Annotated in this window: 19 protein-coding genes and 1 pseudogene; 12 read left to right on the plus strand and 8 right to left on the minus strand. The window is 72.1% G+C overall.

The genetic code is table 11. From position 1 onward, the window contains the following. The first annotated feature begins 33 nt into the window (after nucleotides 1-33). Nucleotides 34-882, plus strand: a complete 849-nt coding sequence (locus tag G6R20_RS09355; RefSeq protein WP_069390137.1) for a PIG-L family deacetylase — start codon at nucleotides 34-36, stop codon at nucleotides 880-882. Between the two features lies 1 nt (nucleotide 883). Here G6R20_RS09355 and G6R20_RS09360 read toward each other — a convergent pair whose 3' ends face one another. Next, nucleotides 884-1,897 (minus strand): DUF2332 domain-containing protein, encoded by a 1,014-nt coding sequence (locus tag G6R20_RS09360; RefSeq protein ID WP_163376224.1) that lies wholly within the window; start codon nucleotides 1,895-1,897, stop codon nucleotides 884-886. A 109-nt stretch (nucleotides 1,898-2,006) separates the two neighbouring features. Between G6R20_RS09360 and G6R20_RS09365 the strand changes: the two genes are divergently transcribed. Genes G6R20_RS09365 through G6R20_RS09385 form a run of 5 tightly spaced genes read left to right on the plus strand, consistent with a single transcriptional unit; the run spans nucleotide 2,007 to nucleotide 6,007 of the window. Beyond that, nucleotides 2,007-3,077 (plus strand): glutathione S-transferase C-terminal domain-containing protein, encoded by a 1,071-nt coding sequence (locus G6R20_RS09365; RefSeq protein WP_067715913.1) that lies wholly within the window; start codon nucleotides 2,007-2,009, stop codon nucleotides 3,075-3,077. 30 nt (nucleotides 3,078-3,107) lie between these two features. After that, nucleotides 3,108-3,692 carry a GtrA family protein gene (locus G6R20_RS09370; protein ID WP_082923884.1) on the plus strand — a complete coding sequence of 195 codons (585 nt, stop codon included), beginning with the start codon at nucleotides 3,108-3,110 and terminating at the stop codon, nucleotides 3,690-3,692. A gap of 8 nt (nucleotides 3,693-3,700) precedes the next feature. Continuing rightward, nucleotides 3,701-4,516 carry a TRIC cation channel family protein gene (locus G6R20_RS09375; protein ID WP_067715918.1) on the plus strand — a complete coding sequence of 272 codons (816 nt, stop codon included), beginning with the start codon at nucleotides 3,701-3,703 and terminating at the stop codon, nucleotides 4,514-4,516. A gap of 9 nt (nucleotides 4,517-4,525) precedes the next feature. Then, the gene (locus G6R20_RS09380; protein WP_069390142.1) at nucleotides 4,526-5,221 is read left to right on the plus strand and encodes a hypothetical protein; all 696 of its coding nucleotides are present in this window, start codon (nucleotides 4,526-4,528) and stop codon (nucleotides 5,219-5,221) included. A gap of 60 nt (nucleotides 5,222-5,281) precedes the next feature. After that, the gene (locus G6R20_RS09385; protein ID WP_227022190.1) at nucleotides 5,282-6,007 is read left to right on the plus strand and encodes a DNA-3-methyladenine glycosylase I; all 726 of its coding nucleotides are present in this window, start codon (nucleotides 5,282-5,284) and stop codon (nucleotides 6,005-6,007) included. 4 nt (nucleotides 6,008-6,011) lie between these two features. On the opposite strand, the gene G6R20_RS09390 is transcribed toward G6R20_RS09385, so the two are convergent. After that, nucleotides 6,012-7,304 carry a glycoside hydrolase family 3 N-terminal domain-containing protein gene (locus G6R20_RS09390; protein ID WP_132062870.1) on the minus strand — a complete coding sequence of 431 codons (1,293 nt, stop codon included), beginning with the start codon at nucleotides 7,302-7,304 and terminating at the stop codon, nucleotides 6,012-6,014. A gap of 98 nt (nucleotides 7,305-7,402) precedes the next feature. Here G6R20_RS09390 and G6R20_RS09395 point away from each other — a divergent pair, with 98 nt between their 5' ends. Both G6R20_RS09395 and G6R20_RS09400 read left to right on the plus strand, forming a co-directional pair. Beyond that, nucleotides 7,403-8,731 (plus strand): APC family permease, encoded by a 1,329-nt coding sequence (locus G6R20_RS09395; RefSeq protein WP_240341365.1) that lies wholly within the window; start codon nucleotides 7,403-7,405, stop codon nucleotides 8,729-8,731. After that, nucleotides 8,728-9,834, plus strand: a complete 1,107-nt coding sequence (locus G6R20_RS09400; RefSeq protein WP_163376226.1) for a nitronate monooxygenase — start codon at nucleotides 8,728-8,730, stop codon at nucleotides 9,832-9,834. Before G6R20_RS09395 ends, G6R20_RS09400 begins: the two co-directional genes overlap by 4 nt. Before the next feature lie 22 nt (nucleotides 9,835-9,856). Here the strand turns inward: G6R20_RS09400 and G6R20_RS09405 are convergent, their stop codons facing one another. The 3 genes from G6R20_RS09405 to G6R20_RS09410 form a co-directional block, all read right to left on the minus strand. Then, complete coding sequence (locus G6R20_RS09405) at nucleotides 9,857-10,318, minus strand: SRPBCC family protein (protein ID WP_163376227.1); 462 nt, start codon at nucleotides 10,316-10,318, stop codon at nucleotides 9,857-9,859. A gap of 156 nt (nucleotides 10,319-10,474) precedes the next feature. Further along, entirely contained in the window at nucleotides 10,475-10,633 is a 159-nt protein-coding gene (locus G6R20_RS18490) for a hypothetical protein (RefSeq protein ID WP_205475809.1), read from the minus strand. 365 nt (nucleotides 10,634-10,998) lie between these two features. Then, nucleotides 10,999-11,160 carry a hypothetical protein gene (locus tag G6R20_RS09410; protein WP_156523569.1) on the minus strand — a complete coding sequence of 54 codons (162 nt, stop codon included), beginning with the start codon at nucleotides 11,158-11,160 and terminating at the stop codon, nucleotides 10,999-11,001. 315 nt (nucleotides 11,161-11,475) lie between these two features. On the opposite strand from G6R20_RS09410, the gene argJ reads away from it, so the two are divergent. Then, nucleotides 11,476-12,696 carry a bifunctional glutamate N-acetyltransferase/amino-acid acetyltransferase ArgJ gene (gene argJ / locus G6R20_RS09415; RefSeq protein WP_163376228.1) on the plus strand — a complete coding sequence of 407 codons (1,221 nt, stop codon included), beginning with the start codon at nucleotides 11,476-11,478 and terminating at the stop codon, nucleotides 12,694-12,696. Continuing rightward, nucleotides 12,693-13,166 carry a nuclear transport factor 2 family protein gene (locus G6R20_RS09420; RefSeq protein WP_154831062.1) on the plus strand — a complete coding sequence of 158 codons (474 nt, stop codon included), beginning with the start codon at nucleotides 12,693-12,695 and terminating at the stop codon, nucleotides 13,164-13,166. The genes argJ and G6R20_RS09420 overlap by 4 nt, the downstream gene beginning before the upstream one ends. On the opposite strand, the gene G6R20_RS09425 is transcribed toward G6R20_RS09420, so the two are convergent. Genes G6R20_RS09425 through G6R20_RS09435 form a run of 3 tightly spaced genes read right to left on the minus strand, consistent with a single transcriptional unit; the run spans nucleotide 13,163 to nucleotide 16,744 of the window. Beyond that, complete coding sequence (locus G6R20_RS09425; protein WP_163376229.1) at nucleotides 13,163-14,191, minus strand: alpha/beta hydrolase; 1,029 nt, start codon at nucleotides 14,189-14,191, stop codon at nucleotides 13,163-13,165. The genes G6R20_RS09420 and G6R20_RS09425 overlap by 4 nt on opposite strands. A 52-nt stretch (nucleotides 14,192-14,243) precedes the next feature. Continuing rightward, nucleotides 14,244-16,121 carry a long-chain-acyl-CoA synthetase gene (locus G6R20_RS09430; RefSeq protein ID WP_163376230.1) on the minus strand — a complete coding sequence of 626 codons (1,878 nt, stop codon included), beginning with the start codon at nucleotides 16,119-16,121 and terminating at the stop codon, nucleotides 14,244-14,246. Continuing rightward, on the minus strand, nucleotides 16,118-16,744 hold the full coding sequence (locus G6R20_RS09435) for a TetR/AcrR family transcriptional regulator (protein ID WP_082923886.1): 627 nt from the start codon (nucleotides 16,742-16,744) through the stop codon (nucleotides 16,118-16,120). Before G6R20_RS09435 ends, G6R20_RS09430 begins: the two co-directional genes overlap by 4 nt. Before the next feature lie 219 nt (nucleotides 16,745-16,963). Between G6R20_RS09435 and G6R20_RS09440 the strand changes: the two genes are divergently transcribed. Both G6R20_RS09440 and G6R20_RS18705 read left to right on the plus strand, forming a co-directional pair. Continuing rightward, nucleotides 16,964-17,131 (plus strand): DUF2613 domain-containing protein, encoded by a 168-nt coding sequence (locus tag G6R20_RS09440; protein ID WP_082923887.1) that lies wholly within the window; start codon nucleotides 16,964-16,966, stop codon nucleotides 17,129-17,131. A gap of 35 nt (nucleotides 17,132-17,166) precedes the next feature. After that, a pseudogene (locus tag G6R20_RS18705) lies at nucleotides 17,167-19,482 on the plus strand (DUF3367 domain-containing protein); the annotation flags it as partial. Between the last annotated feature and the right edge of the window lie 1,597 nt (nucleotides 19,483-21,079).

Here is a 21,079-nt window from a genome sequence, read left to right on the forward strand (position 1 = left end):
CGCGCGGGGCGGCCGGCAGGGCAGAATGTCCGGGTGTCGACCATCGTGTTCCTCCACGCCCATCCCGACGACGAGACGTCCCAGACCGCGGGGATGATGGCGCTCGCCTCCCGCGCCGGGCACCGGGTGGTGACGGTGTTCGCCACCGACGGCGATCACGGTGAGCGCCCCGAGCACCTCGGACCCGACGGCGACCTGGTGGAGCACCGGCGAGGGGAGGCCCGTGCGGCGGCGGCGGTGCTGGGCGTGGCCCGGATCGACTGGCTGGGGTACCGGGATTCGGGGATGACCGGGTGGGAGCAGAACGATCACCCGCTGAGCCTCCACAGCGCCGACGTCGACGAGGCCGCCGCGCGGGTGGCGCGGATCTGCGACCGCGAGGACGCCGACGTCCTGGTGGGCTATGACCACCACGGGAACTACGGGCACCCCGACCACATCGCGGTCCACCGGATCGCCCGGCGCGCGGCGGAGGTGGCCGCGCGACGTCCCCGCCTGATGGAGGCCACGACCAACCGGGACGCCCAGGTGGAGATGCTCGACAGCCCCGCCGCGGCCGAGTTCATGCAGGCTCTCGCGGCCGGCGGGATGGACCTCGACGCGGATCGGATCCGGCAGGCGATCCTCATCGGCGACGACGGGCAACCGATCGGGGTCGCGGAGTCGGAGATCGCGTGGGCGATCGACCTGCCGTCGGACGTGATCGACCTCAAGCGGCGCGCGATGCAGTGCCACGCCAGTCAGACCAGCGACATCGGCATGATGCTGGCGTTCCCGCCGGACATCTACGCCGCGGCCTTCGGCACGGAGTACCTCATCGAGCCCGACGCGAGTGGGTCCGGAACGGACGTGCCGATGCGGCGCGGGTGGCCGTTCGGCTAGCTCAGGGCAGGTCGAGCGCGCGGACCCAGTCGCCGTGGCCGTGCGCCGTGGCCAGGGGGCGTCCGTTGACGGCGACGACGAAGATGCCCTTGTGTCGACGGAGCGACCCCGGGACCTGCTCGGCGACGTCGGGCAGGAGGGTCACACCCTCGACCGAGATCCACACACAGTCCAGCTCGGTGACCCGGCGGACGAACTCGGCGCGGGCCGGCGGCTCGAGGTAGCCGAGCACCGCGGTGTGGAACACCACCGGTGTCGATCCCGCGGGACACGCGGCGACGGAGGCCTCCAGCTCCTCGACCAGGTCGCCGGCGATGATCTGCGGCGGGTCGGCGGCCGCGATGTCGAGCGCGGCGTCCAGGCGGGGCACGCGCTCGGCCTGCTGTCCGGGCCAGACCAGGCTGCGTAGCCAGTCGCGGGAATCCGGGTCGGCTGGATCGATGGGGGAGAGGTCGACGCCGCCCCGGTGGACGACCTCCGGCAACGCGCGGGGCAGCGGGACGCCGCCGCGCAGGTCGCAGTCCAGGACCGGGGGCGCCGCGGGAGAGTCGACGATTGCGGGCGTCAGCTCGCGGGTGACGCCGCCGTCGAGCGTGTACCGGTAGGCGTAGCGGTCCGGGTAGAGGCACAGGCCGGCGGAGGCGCCCATCTCCACCAGCGAGAGCGGTCCGGGCAGCAGGGACAGGAACGGCAGGAGCACCGCGCAGCGCTTGGCCTCGTTGGTCTGCGTGGAGTGCGTGAGCGCGATCTGTTCGATCCCCGGCCAGTGTTCGTGGACGAAGTCGCGGAAGGCCGGGTAGTCCTCGGTCTCGGGCGCACCGGCGTGACGGGCGGCGGCGAAGAACAGTGCCGGCTGACGCTTGATCCGGGGCAGCGAGGCGATGAGGTCGCTGGTGTCGGGGTCGTCCGCGAGGCCCCGGGCCCAGGAGAGGTACACCGGGGTGCGTCCGCGGACCTCGAACTCGGCGAAGTCGGAGTAGCGGGCGGGGACGTCGTCGACGTGCGCGGAGTCCATGGTGCCCAGCGTCGCACACCCCTTGTCGGGAGGAGGGCTGGCCTGGCCACATCCCACCCGGTATGTTGGTGATGCATCAATAACCTCACGCCGATCTCTGGAGGCCCTCATGGCTGCCGACACCGACTTCACGCCCGCCAGGAACGCCTCGACCGACGGTGAGTTCGTCCGCGACGCCACCTACATCAACGATCGCGTGGTGGCGGACGTACCGGCCGGGTCGGAACCGGTGGGGGACAGGGTGGGCGAGATGCGGTGGCCGGTGGAGCCCGGCCGGTATCGACTCATGGCCGCCCGCGCCTGCCCGTGGGCCAGTCGCACCATCATCGTGCGCAGACTCATGGGGCTCGAGGGCGTCATCTCGATGGGCCTCGCGGGCCCCACGCACGACGTCAACTCCTGGGTCTTCGACCTCGACCCGGACGAGCGCGACCCGGAGACCGGCCTGCACCGCCTGCAGGAGGCCTACTTCAACCGGATCCCCGACTACCCGCGCGGCATCACGGTCCCCGCGCTGGTCGATCTGCCCACCAAGTCGGTGGTGACCAACGCCTATCAGAAGCTCAACTTCGATCTCCTCTCCGAGTGGACGGCCTTCCACCGCGAGGGTGCCCCGGACCTGTACCCGGCCGAGCACCGGGACGAGATCGACGAGCTGGACTCGTGGATCTACCCCACCGTGAACAACGGCGTGTACCGCTGCGGATTCGCGGCGGACCAGGACGCCTACGAGCAGGCCTACGACGAGCTGTGGGAATCGCTGGACCGGCTCGAGGAGCGGCTGTCCACGCGCCGCTACCTCGTCGGCGACACGATCACCGTCGCGGACATCCGGTTGTTCACCACACTGGTCCGCTTCGACGCGGTCTACCACGGCCATTTCAAGGCCAACCGCAACAAGATCTCCGAGATGCCCGCGCTGTGGGGCTACCTGCGGGACCTGTTCCAGACCCCCGGTTTCGGTGACACCTGCGACTTCCCGCAGATCAAGGAGCACTACTACGACGTCCACCGGGACGTGAACCCCACCGGTGTGGTCCCCAAGGGGCCGGACCTGTCCGGTCTGCTCACCCCGCACCACCGCGAGGAACTGGGCGGTCGACCGTTCGGCGACGGCACCGCACCCGGGCCCATCGAGGACCCGGCGGAACGCATCGCGGAAGGCCACGGCGCGGCCTGAGAGGGCGGTGAACGCCTAGACTCATCGCCTGTGACCCCAGCCCTCCCCGAACCCGGCCGCTACCGTCGTGGCGCCCGACAGTTCCTCATGTTCGGGATCGTGGGTGGCTCCGGCATGGTCGTGAACATGATCGTCACGGTCCTGATGAACAAGGCCAACGGCGGGACACAGAACGCCCAGGACATCCTCTTCCCGCTCGGGGGGACGGAGTTCAACTTCCGGTTCACCACGCTGGTGTGGATCGTGGCCTTCCTCGTGGCGAACGTCTACAACTTCCTGCTCAACCGGCACTGGACGTTCGGCAAGGGGCACAAGGCGCCGCCCTGGCAGGAGTTCTGGCCGTTCCTTGTGGTGGGGTCGGTGGCGGCGGCCGCGGGTATCTTCATCAAGCTCGCGTTCACCAACCCCACCAGCCCGTTCTACCTACCGGAGCCGCTGTTCCACGAGGACGCCGGGATCAACTCCCGTGAGTACTGGAGTCAGCTGCTGACGATCCTCATCACGATGCCGATCAACTTCATCGTCAACAAGCTCTGGACGTTCCGGGCGGTGCGCAACCGTCATCACGCGCGTTCCACCACGGATGCGTCGGACGCGGCCGACGCGGTGGTCTAGGCCCCGCCGTGGAGTCCTCGCCGCTGGTCCTGTGGTTCGACCTGATGGGTGTGTTCTTCTTCGCCCTGTCCGGGAACCTGCTGGCGGCGCGGAAGGACATCGACATCACCGGTGGCCTCGTGCTGGGGCTTCTCGCCGGTCTCGGTGGCGGCATCATCCGTGACGTCCTGCTGGGGGTCACCCCGCTCGCGCTGTCGGAGCCGATCTACCTGGTCGCGCCCGTGGTCGCGGCGGCGGTCGTGTACCTGCTCGGTTCGCTCATCCACCGCGTGCAGACCCTGATCGTCGCGTTCGACGCCGCGGGCCTAGGGCTGTTCTGCACCTTCGGCACCGCGCGGGCGCTGGATCACGGGATGCCGGTCGCGTCGGCGCTGCTGCTCGGGGTGGTCACGGCGGTGGGCGGCGGGTTGCTGCGGGACGTGGTCGCCAACGAGATCCCCGCGGTGTTCAGCGGCTCCAACCTGTATGTCATCCCGGCGGCGACCGGTGCCGCCCTGACGGCCCTCGCCGTGGCCACCGACACCTGGGGGCCGATCGCCGCGACCGTGTTGTCCTTCCTCGTGTTCGCGTTCCGCATGGTCGCGTGGTGGCGACAGTGGCGTGTCCCGGCACCGGTGCGGAGCTGGACCGTGCGGGACCTCGACGTGCTGCGGCGCCGCGAGCGGTCGGTGTTCGGCCGCCCGCGCCGGGAGGGGAGCTCCGCCGGCGAGCGGGACGACGGCGAGCGGGACGACGGCGAGCGGGACGACAACGAGGGCCGCGACCGCGACGACGACGCTGATCCCGACGGCCTCCGAGACTTCCGGCCGGGCCGACGTCGGTAGGGTTGTCCGGTGCAGTACTACCTCAGCCTGCTGGGTTTCGCGGCGATCGATTCGCTCAACCTCCTGGCCTTCGCCGTCATCGCGGGCCTGTGGCTGACCTCTGCCGGACGCGGGGTCGCGTTCGCGCCGCGGGCCGCACGGTTCACCGGCGGCGCGTTCTGCGGCATCGTGCTGCTCTCGCTGATCTCGGTGTGGGTGATCGGCAACAACCAGGAGTTCGTCCGCAGCCTGTTCTACAACCTGTGGGCGATGGTCGCGCTCGGCGTGGTCGGCCTCGTCATCACGGTCATGGGGTTGCGGCAGCCCGCCGAGGCCAAGGAGGAGAGCGTCGAGGCGCCGCTGACGCAGAACATCCTGCAGAAGTTCGGGATCATGGCCACGGGTGTCGCCCTGGGCGTCATCCAGTCCGGGACGTCGGCGCCGTTCGCCGCGGGGATGGTGCTCATCTCCTTCGCCGAGACCCCGTGGTGGTCCAAGCTGCTGCAGATCCTGTTTTTCGCGATCATCGCGATCCTGCCCAGTGCCGGGTTGATCGTCGCCCTGGCGCGGGTCCGGTCGGGCGGGATCACCGCGGCCACCCGCCGGATCGACCGGTTCCTGTCGTACGGCCGCGTGGCCGGGCGCGTGCTCACCCTCGTGGTGGGTGTGGCGCTGCTGGTCCTGGCTCTGGTGCGGATCGTCCAGCTCACGGGCGTGCTGTCGTAGCGCGGTCCTAGGGTGGCGGGCGACCGCCACACGGGTGGTCCGATGAACCCGGGAGACCTCATGCAGACCCAGACCCAGGCACAGTCCCACGCACAGTCCCAGACCCAGGACGACGACTCCGCCGCCGCCCCGACCCCCGCCGATGCCGCGAACCCCACTGCCCCGACCGCCGGCACGGTGCTCTGCGAGGACGGGCTGAGGCGACCTCCCTGGGCGGCGCGGGACCCCCTGCTGCGGGAGTATTACGACACCGAGTGGGGCGTGCCCGTCCGGGACGAGGCCGGACTGTTCGAGCGGCTGGTCCTCGAGGGATTCCAGTCCGGGCTCAGCTGGGTGACGATCCTGCGCAAGCGCCCGGCCTTCCGGGAGGCGTTCGCGGGGTTCTCCCCGGACGCCGTCGCCGCCTTCACCGAGGACGACGTGGCCCGGCTCATGGCCGACGAGCGGATCGTGCGCAACCGCCGGAAGATCGACGCCGCCATCGCCAATGCGCGTGCCGTGGTAGCCCTGCGGTCCGAGGGTGGGCTCGGGGAGCTGATCTGGTCGTACCGGCCGGAGACCACCCCGCAGCCGCGGACCGCGGACGAGGTACCCAGCCGCTCGCCGGAATCGGAGGCGCTCGCCAAGGAGCTCAAACGACGCGGATTCAGCTTCGTGGGACCGGTGACCGTCTTCGCGCTGATGGAGGCCATCGGGGTGGTCGACACCCACCTGGTGGATTCGCACCGTCGCGGATCCTCGGGCGTGTGGACCGGGGGCGCGACGACTCTGGAGGGCGCGGGCTGACCGGTCAGCCGGGTGGCCCCGGCAATGCGGGCAGTCCGGCGCGGGCGGGGAGGTCGGGGATCGGTGCGGACAGTGCGGCGGCGCCCTCGACCTGCCCGGTGGCGGGGCCGCCCACGCAGCCGGGGATCCCGCGCAGTGCCGCCATGCGCATCAGGGAGCGGTCGAGGGCCTGTCTGCTCAGGGCGCCATTGGCCAGTGCCTGTTCGACGGCGTCCAACGCCTCGCCGATCCCGGCCGTGGTGATCCACAGCGGGGAGTCCGCGCCGGCGATGAGCGACTCGGCGACCGCCCGGGGCAGCGGGAAGGCGTCGGTGACCGCGCGCATGCCGGACAGGTCGTCGGTGAAGATCGGTCCGTCGAACTGTTGCGCCCCGTAACCGTGGCCCTCCCGCAGGAGTCGGTACGCCGCCGGTGAGAGCGAGGCCGGACGGTCCACCCCGGTCAGTCCGGGCACCTGCTGGTGGCCCAGCATCATGCCGGCGCCGGGGGTCCCGGCGAGTTCGGCGAACGGGTGCAGGTCGTGGGGCACGAGCTGGTCCAGGGGTGGCACGGTCACCGACTGGTGGTGGCTGTCGCCGGAGGAGCGGCCGTGGCCGGGGAAGTGTTTGAAGACCGGGGCCACACCGGCGTCCTGCAGTCCGGTCGCGAACGCGCGGGCATAGCGCACCACGCGGGCCGGATCGGGGGAGAAGGAGCGGTCCCCGATCACGGCGCCGTCCGGTTGCGCGGACACGTCGACCGAGGGGGCGAAGTCGACGGTCACGCCCATCCCGCGCAGGAACTCGCCGCGCGCGCGGGCCGCCGACCGGACCTGCTCCGGACTCATGGTGGCCGCCATGACCCGGGCGGACGGCAGCGGGCCGGCGTAGGGGGCGATGCGGGACACGCGGCCGCCCTCCTCGTCGATCGCGACCAGCAGCGGGAGGGGAGAGTCCTGCTGGAGACGGGCGAGCGCGTCGCCCGAGACCACCTCGCCGACGACGCCGCCACCGAGGAAGATCCCCCCGATCTTGTGTTGCTCGACCGCCTGCCGGGCGTCTGCCATCGAACTCACGCCGACGGTGAACAGTTGCGCGATCCGCTCCCGCTGGCTCAGTGAATCCAGGGGCGACTCGCACGGCGGTGCAGGTGGCGGCGCCGGTGGCGCGGGCGGCGCAGCGCCAGCCGCTGTCGCTGCCGGGGTGGCCGCAGCGCTGACGGGGGCCGGGTCCACGGGTTCGTCGTCCGAGCACCCGCTCATCGCCAGTCCGGTGATGAGGACGGCGGCCATCACGCGGAGCCGGCGGGTGAGGGACACGCCTCCCAATGTATCCGGACCGGCGGGCGAGCCGACTACGCGCGGGGCCCGCGTGCCGCGTTCATCTGCCGTCCACGCGGGTTTGTCATGGTGGGGCGGTGACATCGAGTCTCGACCGCAGACTGGGCCTGTCCGACGCCGTCATGGTGGGCCTCGGAGCGATGGTCGGGGCCGGCGTGTTCGTGGCCTTCGCGCCCGCCGCGGCCCGCGCCGGCTCGCTGGTGTGGGTCTCGCTCGCGGTGGCCGCGGTGGTGGCCGTGTGCAACGCGTTGTCGTCGGCCCGGCTGGCGGCGCAGTTCCCCTCGGCGGGAGGGACGTACGTCTACGGGCGCGAACTCCTCGGGCCGCTGCCGGGGTTCCTCGCCGGCTGGGGTTTCGTGGTGGGCAAGACCGCGTCCTGCGCGGCGATGGCCCTCACCGTCGGCCTGTACATCTGGCCCGGGCACGCCGACCTCGTCGCAGCCGCGGCGGTGCTCGCGCTGACGATCCTGTCGGTGCTCGGCGTGCAGCGCACGGCCACCGCGTCGAAGGTTCTGGTCGGAATCGTGCTGGCGGTTCTGGCGGTGTTCGTCGCGATGGCGTGGGTCACGGGGCCCGTGAGTGCCGGCCCGGTGGCGCCACCGCCCGCCGTCGACGGTGAGGCGTGGCCCGCCCGGGTCCTCGGGGTCCTCGGGGGCGCGGGGTTCTGCTTCTTCGCCTTCGCCGGATACGCCCGCATCGCCACCCTCTCCGAGGAGGTGCGTGACCCCGCCCGCACGATCCCCCGCGCGGTCGTCGTGGCGATCACCGTGGTCATCGGGGTCTACGCGGCGGTGCTGGCCGCCACGGTGCACGTGCTCGGGGTGGGGGGAGTGGCCGCGAGCGCCGCGCCGGTGCTCGACGCGGCCGCGCAGATCGGCGGTGCGGGAGGCGGTGGCGCAGGAGACGGTGGCGCAGGAGACGGTGGCGGGGTGCTCGCGTCGGTGGTCCGGGTCGCCGCCGGGATCGCGGCCCTCGGGGCGTTGCTCGGCGGGGTGCTCGGCGTATCCCGAACGGCGATGGCGATGGCTCGCGACCGGCACCTGCCCGCGCCGCTCGCGGCCGTGCACCCCACCACGCGGACGCCGTACGTCGCCGAGCTCTGCGTGGGCGTGCTGGTGGCCGCGATCGTGCTGGTCGCGGACGTCCGTCAGGCGATCGGGTTCTCCTCCTTCGCGGTGCTGATCTACTACCTCGTGGCGAACACCGCCGCACTGCGCCTCGATCGGCGACGCCGGCGACTGCCGGCCTGGGTGCCGGTGCTGGGTGCGATCGGGTGCGTGGTGGTCGCCGGGAGTCTGCCCTGGCAGTCGGTGATCGGGGGCGTCGTCGTCTTCGTCGTCGGCGGCGCGGTCTATGCGGTGACCCGACGCCGGGCGGTGCCGCCAGGCGTAGCGTCGGGGGCATGACCCACGACGACACCCGCCACGTCCGGCCCCGTCTCCTGCCGTCCCACCTGCGGCGTCCCGTGATCGGTGCGCCGATGGCGGGCGGACCCACGACACCGGAACTCATCGCCGCGGTCGGCGAGGCGGGCGGGCTCGCGATGATCGGTTCGGGGTACCTCGACGCCGCCGGCCTCCGCGCGGAGATCGCGCGTGTGCGTGAACTGACGGACGCGCCGTTCGGGGTGAACGTCTTCCTCGTGGACCGCGACGACTCCGACGCAGCCCTGTCGGCGGCGGGTGGACCGGACGCGGTGGCGGGGTACGCGGCGGCGATCGGGCCGGTCGCACGACGGCTGGGGGTCACGCTCCCGGAGGAGCCGGAGTTCACCGACTTCGACCAGGACGCCAGCCTCGCGGCGCTGGTGGCCGACCCGGTCCCGGTGGTCTCCTTCACCTTCGGGATCCCGGATCCCGGCATGGTCCGGGCTCTGCAGGAGTCGGGGTCGGCCGTGGTCGTCACGGTGGCCGGGGTCGCCGACGCACGCCGGGCGGTCGAGGCGGGGGCGGACTGGCTGTCGGTGCAGAGTGCCGAGGCCGGAGGCCACCGTTCCACCACGACGGTGGGGGAGGAGCCCGACGGCATCACCACAGTGGCGCTGGTGCGGGCGGTGCGTGAGGCGCTGCCGGAGACGCAGTTCGTCGCCGCCGGCGGGATCAGCACGCCGGAGGACGTGGTCGCCGTGCTCGACGCCGGGGCGGACGGTGTGCAGCTGGGCACCGTCCTGCTGCGCACCCCGGAGGCCGGCACGAGCGACCTGCACAGGAGCGCGCTGGCCGACCCCGGGTTCACCGAGTCCCGGCCGACCCGCTGCTACACCGGCCGCTACGCCCGGGCGCTCGTCAACGGTTTCGTGGAAGAGTTCGATGCGGCCGCGCCCCCGGCGTACCCGCATCTGCACCTGCTCACCGGGGCCATGCGCAAGGCCGCCGCGCAGGCCGGGGACTCCGAGGTGCCGCCGCTGTGGGCGGGGTCGCGCTGGCGGGCGGCCGACGCCTACGCCGATCGGCCGGCGTCGGAGGTCGTCGCGGACCTGTGGGACCGGGCGGTGGCGCTGCGGGGCTGATCGGCGCCCGGCCGGGTGCGGGTCACCCGGCCCGCCGCTCGGCCTCGGCGGCGATGTCCGCCAGGTCCTGCTCCATCGTCCTGCGGGTCGACTTCTCCGCGAACCGGCCCATCACGGACATCACGACCCGGGAGACCGCGGGGGCGTGAGCGGTGTGTGCACCGAACCGCATCCGAAGGGTCGAACCGCCGTCGGCGTCCGGGGTGATCGTGAAGACGGTCTTGTACTCGGTGCCGCCGCTCTCGGCGACGATGGTGGTGGAGTGTGGCGGCTCGACGGCCAGCACCATCATCTCCTCGGTCGCCTTCATGCCGAACATCTTGCGCGTCTCACGCCAGCGCAGACCGGGCTGGTACGGGCCGGAGGTGAGGATCTCGACCGCCAGCACGCCACTGAGCGTGCGGTGCGCCTCGGGGATGTCGGTGAGCTCGGCCCACACGGTGTCGGGGCCGGCGGCGACGTGGCGGGTCAGGTCGAGTTCCATGGCTCCACGGTACCGGCGCGTGTGGACGAAACGGGTCGCGACAGAACGGGTTGCGGAAATGCGGAAACCGGCCCCCGCCGGAGCGGGGGCCGGTCTCACTGTGCGCTCGGGCCGACCGCAGCCGGGCCCGGGCGAGGCGCCGTCAGGCGCGTCGGCTCAGTTGGTCAGCGAGCCGGTGGCCTGCGCGACGAAGCCACCGATGGTGGTGAGCACCTCGGCGATGATGCCTGCGCCGGCGTCGACGACGTCGGAGCCGGTGTTAACGGCGTCGGAGCCGGTGGCGAGGCCGGGGAGGAAAGTCTCGATGGAACCCATGATGTGGTCCTTTCGTCGGGGGATGCGACGCCTGGTGCGTCGATCGGTGTGCGTGGTTCCCGGCGAGCTCGGGGCTCATCGGGAACTCACCTTCGGACGCTACGTAGAGCTGCAGCGGGATTCACCCGGTTCAGTGCCAATCGCGGGCGGTCCACGGGGAATGTCTTTTACTTACGCTGGCCGGCCCGGGTTCGCGGTTTAATGTGATCTACGCCACATTCAGCCCTGAAAGGCGTGCTGCGCCTTTCCGGAAAAGCCCGGAGGCGGGAGAAGAAGGGGCTGGTAAATGCACAACGCCGGCATCCTCGAAAGAGAATGCCGGCGTTGAAAGTGACTAGGACCTCGTGGGTCCAGCGTCACTCAGCTCAGAGCGCGCCCACGACGTTGCCGAGCGAGCCGGTGACGGTGCCGTAGACACCGTCGGCGGCGGCGGAGCCGGTGCTGACGAAGCCCTCGGCGGCGTCGGAGCCGGTGCCGATCAGGCTGTTGAAGAAGTTGAGGAAACCGGTGAAGATGCTCTCGATCATGAGAGACCCCTTTCGTCTGTGGGCGGCGCGAGGGTGCGCTGCTCTCGTGGTGCAGTCCTGCTTTCGGACTCGTGATGTACATCCCGAATCCGCTGGAGGACGTTACGCAGCACCCGCGGAATTACTACCTCCGGGGAGGTTTTCGCCCGGTGTTCCGGTCGCACACTTTCTTATCAATGCAGATAAGGGGGCTCCCCATTTTTCTCGTGTTAGTTGGGTCACATTACTGAAATACCTCGGGCTTCAGCAGGCGCCCCGGCCCGACACGGGCGGTCGCATACCGCCGGCGGACCCCGGCGGGGGAGAATGGTCACCATGACTCCGCCGAACGCCACCGTCGCCGCCCGGACGATCCCGCTCCCGCCGGGCTTTCGCGCCCACTCGGGTGCCGCGGGACTGCGTGAGCGCGGGGATGACGTCTTCGTCGTCGTCAACGACGGTCCCTCCCCGGCCTCGTCGGCAGTGTTCACCCGGTCCCTCTTCGCCGGACCGTCGGTCGTGCTCAGCCGCGCCAATGCTGCGAGCGGTCGGGCGCGCGGCGTGGTGGTCGTGGCCAAGAACGCCAACGTCGCCACCGGCGAACAGGGCATGGCCGACGCGCGCGAGGTGCTCGATCACGCGGCCGCCGCCGTGGGGGCGGCGCCGGAGGAGATGCTCATCGCCTCCACCGGCGTCATCGGCCGGCGGTACCCGATGGACCTCCTGCGCACGCACCTCGACGGCCTGGCCGGTGCCGGGTTCGATGCCGACGCGGTCGCGCTGGCCACCGCGATGATGACCACGGACACCCATCCCAAGACGGCGCGGGTGGAGGTGACGACGACGACGGGCGGCACCGCCGAGATCGTGGGCATCGCCAAGGGCGTCGGAATGGTCGAACCGGACATGGCCACGATGATCGCGGTGCTGTTCACCGATGCCGCGGTGGAGCCGGGGGTGCTGGACTCCGCGTTCAGGGCCGCGGTGGACGAGACCTTCAACTGCCTGTCCGTCGACACCGACACCTCGACCTCGGACACCGCGATCGCCCTGGCCAGCGGCGCGGGCGACCCTGTCGGCGAGGTCGAACTGCGTGCGGCGTTCGAGGCGATCTGCCTCGACCTGACCCGCCAGCTCGCGCGCGACGGCGAGGGCGCCACCAAACTCCTCACGGTCGAGGTCACGGGCGCGCGGGACCGGGCCCAGGCCAAGCGGGTGGCCAAGGCGATCCTCAACTCCCCGCTGGTCAAGACCGCCGTCCACGGCGCCGACCCCAACTGGGGACGGGTCGCCATGGCGATCGGCAAGTGCCACGACGACACGGACATCGACCCCGAGCGGGTGCGCATCGTCTTTGGCGACCTCGAGACCTACCCCGCCTTCCCCGGCGAGGCCGAGCTCGCGCGGCTCACTGAGATCATGCGGGCCGAGGAGGTCACCATCGCCGTCGACCTGGGTGTGGAGAGCGGCGCCGGCGTGGCCGACGGGGCCTGCACCGTCTACGGCTGCGACCTGAGTCGCGAATACATCTCGATCAACGCTGATTACACGACTTGAGCCGGCTGCACGACGGGAGCGCGGTGGAGGACCTCGAGGCGATCCGGGCGGTCTTCGCCCGGCGCCTGTACGTCATGGACACCAAACAGTGGGACGCCTACGGACCGTGCCACACCGAGGATGTGGTCAGCGAGTCGTGGGCGGCGAGCGGCGGCGCTGCCGAGGTGCGCGGGCGCGAGGCGCTCACCGCCGCGATCCGCGACACCCTCGACGGTCCGAACCCGGTGACGAGCGTCCATCACGGGCACACGCCGCTGCTGGAGCTGACGGGCCCGGACCCGACCACCGGTGAGCCCACGGCCACCGGCATCTGGGCGATGGAGGACCGGTTGTGGTGGTCGGTCGACGGCCGTGAACGGCGGCTCCACGGCTGGGGGCACTACCACGAGCGGTACCGGAAGGTGGACGGCCAGTGGCTGATCGCCTACCGGCGGCTCGAACGGATCCGCGTGGACACCGGCTGGAGCTAACCCGCCGGGTTGGGGCTGCGGCGGGCCATGGCCAGCAGCGTGTCGCGGGTGTCGTGCCACACGGTGCCGCTGATGTCGCCCCACGGGTCGTGCCCGCCGGGGACCAGCGAGACCCGGGCCGGGTCGCCGGCGCGGCGGGCCGCCCGGACATACGACTCGGACTGCTCGGGCAGGACCACCTTGTCGTCGCGGCCGTGGACGCACACCACCGGAATCCCGGCGGGAAGATGCGTGGCCGGGGACGCGTCGACGTAGCGCTGGCGGCGATCGTCCGGGCGGCCACCGAGGAGCCTGTGGACGTACCGGTCGCCCGTGCGCTCGGCCATGAGCAGGTCCGACACCCCGGCCAGGGAGACGCAGCCGGTGACCGGCACGACCGGCCGGGACCCGGGCAGCGAGGACGGCAACCGCGCCCGCCCCGCGACCCACAGCGCGAGATGACCGCCGGAGGAGTGCCCGGCCACCACCACCCGGCGTAGATCCAACCGACCGTCGAGCTGCGCGGACACCTCGGCGAGGTGGTCGACGGCATCGCAGACGTCCGCCACGGTGGTGGGCCAGCCGCCGCCGGAGTCCACCCGCCGGTACTCGACGTTCCACACCGCCACGTCGAAGGACGCCAGGTCGCGTGCATGGTTCTCCATGTACGCCAGGCCGAGCGAGTCCTTCCACCCCCCGCCGTGGACCAGCACCACCACCGGCAACGCCGGGTTCGCGGAGTCGGGTAGGTACAGGTCGCCGAACGTCTGGCCGTCGGTGTCGCCCGGATCGGCGTAGTAGTGGCGGCGGGGCTCGGTCACCGGGACGGCTCCCTCGGGCGGCACGTACGGGCGCGGCCCCACCGAGTCCGCATCCTGGCCGGAACCGGACCCCTCGTCGTCGTCACCCGCCCCGATCATCGACGTCAGGGCCCACCCCGCCGCCCCGCCGAGGCCGGCCGAGAGGCCGATCAACAGCGAGCGGCGGGACAGGTCGGGCCGGGCGCGGCGCGACGTTCGGCGGCTGGGCATGCGACTACTGGGCATGCGGCGGCTGGACCTCCTGGTAGGGGGCGCCGGCCGGGTCGGGCGGGGGGACTCAGACGGTGCCGGCGACGACGTCGTTCTCCGCGCCATCGTAGAACGGGACGTACCCGTTCTCCTTGGACAACACGTAGAGCGGGTCATCGAACTTCGAGGTGTCGAACGCCTGATCACGTAATTCGTTCTTGCGGCTCTTGTAGGTCGAGGTCTGCTCGAGTTCCTTGGACAGCCGGACGAACAGGGGCACCGCGTACGAGGGCAGCGAGTCGCGCAGGTGCTTCGCCATCGCCGCACCGTCGAAGTCGGACTTGTCGTGCAGACGCACCGCCGCCATTCCCGCCTTGCCGTCGGCGTCCGGGACGGCCACGCCGTAGACCACGGCCTGGTCCACCTCGGGAAGGGAGCTGACCGCGGCCTCGACCTCGGTGGTGGCCACGTTCTCGCCCTTCCAGCGGAAGGTGTCGCCCAGGCGGTCGACGAAGGACGCGTGCTTGAGTCCCTGGTCGAGCATGAGGTCGCCCGAGACGAACCAGGCGTCACCGTCGCTGAAGGCGTCGCGGACGATCTTCTTCTCCGTGGCCTCGGCGTCGGTGTAGCCGTCGAAGGGCTGGGAGTCGGAGATCCCGCTGATCAGCAGGCCGGTCTTGCCCTTGCCGACCTTCGTCAGACGGCCGTCGTCGCCCCGGCGGGGCTCACCCGTCTCGGGGTCGTAGTCGACGATCGCGAAGTCCATGGGGCAGTAGCCGGTGGTCCGTGGGACGTTGAAGGCGTTGACGAACGCGATGTTGCACTCGCTGGCCGCGTAGAACTCGCAGATTCGACTGATCCCGAACCGCTCCTGGAACTCGTGCCAGATCTCCGGGCGCAGGCCGTTGCCGGTCACGACGCGGATGGAGTGGTCGCGGTCGCCCGGGCCGGGATCCTGGTTGAGCAGGTACCGGCAGATCTCGCCGATGTAGATGGCCGCGGTCGCGCCGGCCGCGCGGGCCTGGTCCCAGAACTTCGACGCCGAGAAGTGCTCCTCGATCGCCATGCAGGCACCCGCGGCGAGCACGCAGCCGAGGCCCACCGTGAGGGCGTTGTTGTGGTACATCGGCAGCGGACAGAGCAGGACATCGTCCTTGCGCAGGCGCACGCCCGACAGGCCGAACCCGGCCATCGCCTTGTTCCAGCGGTAATGGGACATCGTCGAGGCCTTGGGCAGGCCCGTCGTGCCCGAGGTGAAGACGTAGTAGGCGGTCTCGTCCCCCACGGTGTCGTCGGCTTCCGGCGGGTTGGTGTCACCCACGTCGTCGCCCAGTGCGTCGAGCTCGTCCTCCAGCCAGGTCAGGTCGGACAGCTCCTCCGGGCGGTGGTTCGCGCGGAACTCGCGGAAGGGCAGGTCGATCGGGGAGCTGACGGCGACGAGCTCGCCGACCCAGTTCTCCCGGGGGACGGACTGGACGGCCTCGGCGCACTCGGCGCCGACGAGCACGACCTTGGACTCGATGATCTTCTGCGAATGGTCGAGGACCTCGCCGCGCTGGTGGTGGTTGAGCAGGCCCACCGACGCGCCGACCTTGACCGCACCCAGGATCGCGAGCATGACCTCGGTGCGGTTGACCATGCAGATGCCGACGGTGTCGCCCCGCTGGACCCCGCGCGCCCTGAGCACCTCGGCGACGCGGTTGGCCCGCCGGTTGGCCTCCCCGTAGGTGATCTCGGTGCCGAGGAACTTCAGGAAGGGGGCGTCGGGCCGGTCGGCCGCGAGCTTCTGGAAGCGGCGGCCGATGGACACCTTGTGGCTGCTGCGCGAGGTGCGGACGATGCGGAGACCGTTGAGGACGGACGGCAGGTCGGCGACCAGGGAGGGCAGGCCCTTGGCGAGGTCGGCCGGGCTGAGGGTCCGGGCGGCCTCGGACCGGCGGGCGGTGGCGGTGGACGTGTCGGTCACGGCTTCTCCTCTGTGGCGGTGGTGAGTGACTTCGCTGGGTCGCCCGCGAGGCCACGCCAGGCGAGCTCGACGACGACCCCGGCGGCCACCGACGTGGGGATCGAGCGGTGCGCGACGCGGTCGGCGACCGCCTCGCCCGCCCCGACGAGGGCGGTCGCGACGACCTCGAGCACCTCGCGGCTGCGCTCGTCGACGGAGTTCTGCGCGAGGAGGTCGGTGGTCAGATCCACCAGGACCGACCGGGTCTTCTCGACCTCCTCACGGAACTGGGGTTCGGCGAATGCCTGACGGTAGACGACGTTCCACGAGTCCGTGTGCTGGTCGACGAACTCCAGGAACGCCTGGACGACGCCCTCGAGTCTCCGCCGTGGCCCGGCGCTGCCGGTCGCGGCGTCGGTGAGGTGGTCGATGAGCCGCCCGGACTCCCGGACCACGCACGCGGCGAACAGTTCCTCCTTGGAGCCGTAGTACAGGTACAGCATCGGCTTGGAGATGCTGGCGTGGCGGGCGATGGTGTCCATCGAGGCCGACCGGTAGCCGAGATCGGAGAACACGCTGATCGCGGAATCGAGCATCTGTTGCTCGCGGATCGCGCGTGGGATGCGTTTGGTCCCCGTCGTCACAGGTCTCCTCCCGGCGGGCGCTCTGCGGTGCGGTGTGGTGCGGTCTGGTGTGGCGCGGTGTCATGTGCCACACCCAACTTACCCGCCGGTAAGGACTTATGGGAGCCGCTCCACCGATCCGGCGGGCCGCGGGTGCTACTCTTCCGGCGTCGGTGTGCTCCACAGCACCCGCCGTGAGACATCGTCAGACATTGTCACGTGAACCGCAGGGAGAACCCGATGAGCTTCGGTACCGGAGCGCTCGCCAGCGCAGTCGGCGGAATCGTCCTCGGCGGCATCGTCGCCTTCGGGGTCAACACCGCCATGGCCGAGAACTCCATCCCCGAGGTCGCGCAGCCGCCGGCCGACCAGGCCCTGCTCGGCCAGGTCGAGTACGGCGCGCGCTGATCCCGCGCAGCCGTCAATCCCTCACGCCGGCGTAGGTGATCCGCGGGGCCCGATTCGGCGCCGGCGCGCGTGACGCGGTCGTCGCGTTCCTCGCTTTTCTCCTGCTGGCGTGCCTGCAGTCCCCGGGTCTGGTCGTCCCGGACACCAAGTACGACCTCGTCGTGGACCCCGGGCGCTTCCTCGCCCAGGCCACCCACCTGTGGACCGGGCTGTCCTTCTCCGGCCAGGTGCAGAACCAGGCGTACGGATACCTGTTCCCGCAGGGCCCGTTCTTCGCGGTCTTCGACCTGGTGGGGATGCCGGCCTGGCTGACCCAACGCCTGTGGTGGGCCGTCGTGCTGACCGTCGCCTTCGTCGGCGTGGTCCGCGTGGCCGCCGCACTGCGCATCGGCACCCGGCAGACCAGGGCCGTGGCCGGGGTCCTCTACGCGCTCGCGCCGCGCATGCTCGGCGACCTGGGCTCGATCTCGTCGGAGATCTGGCCGGTCGCCCTCGCGCCCTGGGTGCTGCTGCCGGTCATCCGGGTACTGCAGGGGCGGATGTCGCCGCGCCGGGGCGGGGCAGGTGCCGCGCTGGCGTTGGCACTGATGGGTGCGGTCAACGCCGTCGCCACCGCGGCCGCCTGCCTGCCCGCGGTGCTGTGGTGGGCCCTGCACCGTCCGGACCGCACCTGGGCGCGGCTCGCCGCGTGGTGGCTGCCGCTGTCTGCGGCGGTGTGCGTGTGGTGGGCGGTGCCGTTGGTGCTGCTCGGCCGGGTCTCGCCCCCGTTCCTCGACTACATCGAGTCGGCTCAGGTCACCACCCGGTGGTCCTCGGTGACCGAGGTGCTGCGTGGCGCCTCGACGTGGGTCCCGTTCGTGTCGACCGACCGGACCGCCGGCGCGGACCTCACGAGCGAGCCGGTGTTCGTCCTGGCCACCGGGGTGCTCGCCGCGGCCGGCGTCGTGGGGTTGCTGTGGCGCGGGATGCCCGCACGGGGCCGGCTGCTGGTGATCGGCGCCGTCGGCCTGGTGGCGATGGCGGCGCCGTGGGTCGGGCCCGCCGGTGGCGGCCTCGCCGAGACCCTGCGCGCCGTCCTCGACGGCCCGGGCGCCGCGCTGCGCAACGTCCACAAGTTCGAGCCGCTACTGCGGTTGCCGCTGGTACTGGGCGTCGCCCACCTGCTGTCCTGTCTGCTCGCGGGACTCGCCCGGGGCGGCGACGGGGCCGCCCCGGGCGAGACCCCCCGCGTCCGCGTGGTGGACGCGCTGGCGCACCCGGAGCGCCACCGGTCGGTGGCCGTGGCGATGGTGATCGTGCTGGCCGCGGGTGTGTCCGTGGCCCCGGCGTGGCTGGGCAGGCTCGCGCCGGTCGGCGCGCATGAGTCGCTGCCCGACCACTGGCCGGACGCGGCGCGGTGGCTGTCGGAGAACGCGCCGGTGGACCGGCCGGGTGCGGACAGCGAGGACGGGGAGGACGGGGAGGACGGGGAGGACGGGGAGTCCGACCCGGCCGGCACCACGCGTGCGCTCGTGGTCCCCGGCGCGTCGTTCGCCCGCCAGGTGTGGGGGGTCACCCGGGACGAACCCCTGCAGCCGTTGGCCCGGACGCCGTGGGCGGTCCGCGACTCCGTGCCGTTGCAGCCGGCCCCCGCGATCCGCGCCCTCGACGCCGTGCAGCAACGACTGGCCGACGGCCGCGCCGCGCCCGGGATGGCCGCCACACTGGCGTCGCTGGGCGTCGCTTTCCTCGTGGTGCGCAACGACCTGTCCGAGGACGCCGCCGCGCCGCGCCCGGCGCTGGTGCACCAGGCGATCGACGGCTCGCCCGGGTTGGTGAAGGTCGCCGAGTTCGGCGACCCCGTCGGGGGATCCCGGGTCGGTGACGACGGGGTTGGTGACGACGGGGTTGGTGACGACGGGGTTGGTGACGACGGGGCCAGGAACGACGACGAGGTGGTCGTGGTGCCCGATTCCGGGCTGCAGCCGGCCTATCCGGCGATCGAGATCTACCGGGTCGACTCACGACTGGGATCGGATGCGGCGCCGCCCGGACCGCCCCGCTCGGCGACCGCGCCGTACACGGTGGAACTCCGCGACCTCCAGGTCGTCGCCGGAGGGCCCGAATCACTGTCCCGGTTGGACGACCTGCTGGCGTCTCAGGACACCGTCGGCTCGCCGTCCCGGGTCACGCGCCTGCTCGAGGCCGACGCGCTCGCCGCCGGCGTCGACCCGGCGTCCGATCCGTTCCCGCGGCCGCGGCCGCTGAACTCCACCGGCCCGGTCTTGACGGACTCCCCGGCGGATCGCGAGACCGACTTCGGCCGGGTCGACCACAACTCCTCGGCCGTCCGGGCCGAGGGCGACCCCCGCCGCAGCCGCGGCACGGTCCCCGACTACCCGGCGACCGTCGCCGAGGACGACCCGGCTCTCACGCGGGCCCGATGGTGGGACGCCCGGGTCACGGTGTCGTCCTCGGCGGCCGACTCGGCCCAGACCGGACCGGTGCGGCCGGCGCACTCCGTCGCCGCCGCCGTCGACGGTGATCCCGACACCGCCTGGCGATCCGGCGGGTACGGGTCCGCGTTCGGTGAATGGATCGAGATCGACCTGCCCGAGCCCCTCGACCGCGGCGTCCTGACGCTGACCGTCCCGGACCCCGCCGCCGGACCGCCCGTCAGCAGACTGGAGGTGCGCACCGACACCGGAACCACGACGGTGTTCCCCGCGGTGGGCGAACAGACCTCCGTGCCACTGCCGCCCGGCCCCACCGGGCGGGTCCGGGTGACGGCCACGGGCTTCGCCGACGGCGGCCGCGGCACCTACCTCGAGGTCTCCGAGATCGGACTGACCGCCGGTGGCCAGGACATCCCACTGCTACGGACCATCGCCCTGCCCGGCCGGCCCGAGGACTCCCGCGCGCCGTCCGGCTGGCTGCTGCGCCAGGAACTGTCCGGCCGCTCGGACTGCGTCCACGCCGGCAGCCCGGTCGAGGGACTCGCCGGGGCCGAGGAGTCCACCGGCGCCGCCAGGTGCGCCCCCGGCCTGGCGATCGACCCCGAGGAACCGGGCCGCTTCGCCCGCCTGCTCGACGTCCCCGCCGCCACGACAGTGATCCCGCGACTGCTCGTGCGCCCACGTCCCGGCCCCGCCCTCGACGACGTCCTGCGCGGGGACCCGGCCACCCGCGCACGGCAGGTCCGCGCGACGGGCGAGTCGCTCGTGGACGACCCCGCGGGCAGGCCGTCGGCGGCCGTCGACGGCGACCGTTCCACCAGCTGGCACGCGCCGGACGTTCCCGCGCCGTCGCTCGCCCTGAGCCTGCCCGGTCGTCAACTCGTCGGCTCGCTCCGCCTCTGGGCACCCCGCTCCGCGGCCCCCGCCGCGCCCGAGGTCATCACCGTCGACACCGGGGTCCAACGCACCCGCGTCGACCTGGCCACGCTCACCCCGGAGGAGGACGGCTCCGTCGTCGTCGACGTCCCCGCCGACCACACCGATCGGATCACCGTCCGCGTCGACGACACCCGGGACGTGCGCGGTCCCACCGGCGCGCGGCTGCCCACCGGCATCGCCGAGGTGTGGGTACAGGACCCCACCGGCGCCCGCATCGGCGCGCTGCCCGCCGCCGACGACGAGCCCGTCACCCTGACCTGCCGGGACGGGCCGAAGCTGCACCTCGGCGACCGGGTCGTCGGCACGCGGATCACCGCCAGCCGACGGGCTCTGCTCGAGGGCCGCGCGGTCACGGCCGAGCTCTGCGACGACTCCGCCGTCCGGCTGGACGCGGGACCGCAGGAGGTCTCGGTGGACCCGGGTCAGGCGTTCTCCGTGGACACGGTGGGCCTCGTCGTCGTCGACCCGGGAACCGGGAGCCGCACGGGAGGCACCGGGGGCGGCCCCGCGCCGATCCTCGGCGGTGCCCCGCACCCCGCCCGGGCCGTCGCCACCGCGCTGTGGGACGACTCGC

Origin of the sequence: Dietzia sp. Alg238-R159, assembly GCF_900537145.1 — a bacterium.
GTDB classification, from domain to species: Bacteria; Actinomycetota; Actinomycetes; order Mycobacteriales; family Mycobacteriaceae; genus Dietzia; species Dietzia kunjamensis.

Coding starts and splice junctions, on each gene's coding strand:
- G6R20_RS09440 (WP_082923887.1), top strand. CDS start 16,964: ATGAGCTTCGGTACCGGAGCGCTCGCCAGCGCAGTCGGCGGAATCGTC.
- G6R20_RS09360 (WP_163376224.1), bottom strand. CDS start 1,897: ATGGACTCCGCGCACGTCGACGACGTCCCCGCCCGCTACTCCGACTTC.
- argJ (WP_163376228.1), top strand. CDS start 11,476: ATGACTCCGCCGAACGCCACCGTCGCCGCCCGGACGATCCCGCTCCCG.
- G6R20_RS09425 (WP_163376229.1), bottom strand. CDS start 14,191: ATGCCCAGTAGTCGCATGCCCAGCCGCCGAACGTCGCGCCGCGCCCGG.
- G6R20_RS09385 (WP_227022190.1), top strand. CDS start 5,282: ATGCAGACCCAGACCCAGGCACAGTCCCACGCACAGTCCCAGACCCAG.
- G6R20_RS09365 (WP_067715913.1), top strand. CDS start 2,007: ATGGCTGCCGACACCGACTTCACGCCCGCCAGGAACGCCTCGACCGAC.
- G6R20_RS09400 (WP_163376226.1), top strand. CDS start 8,728: ATGACCCACGACGACACCCGCCACGTCCGGCCCCGTCTCCTGCCGTCC.
- G6R20_RS09405 (WP_163376227.1), bottom strand. CDS start 10,318: ATGGAACTCGACCTGACCCGCCACGTCGCCGCCGGCCCCGACACCGTG.
- G6R20_RS09410 (WP_156523569.1), bottom strand. CDS start 11,160: ATGATCGAGAGCATCTTCACCGGTTTCCTCAACTTCTTCAACAGCCTG.
- G6R20_RS18490 (WP_205475809.1), bottom strand. CDS start 10,633: ATGGGTTCCATCGAGACTTTCCTCCCCGGCCTCGCCACCGGCTCCGAC.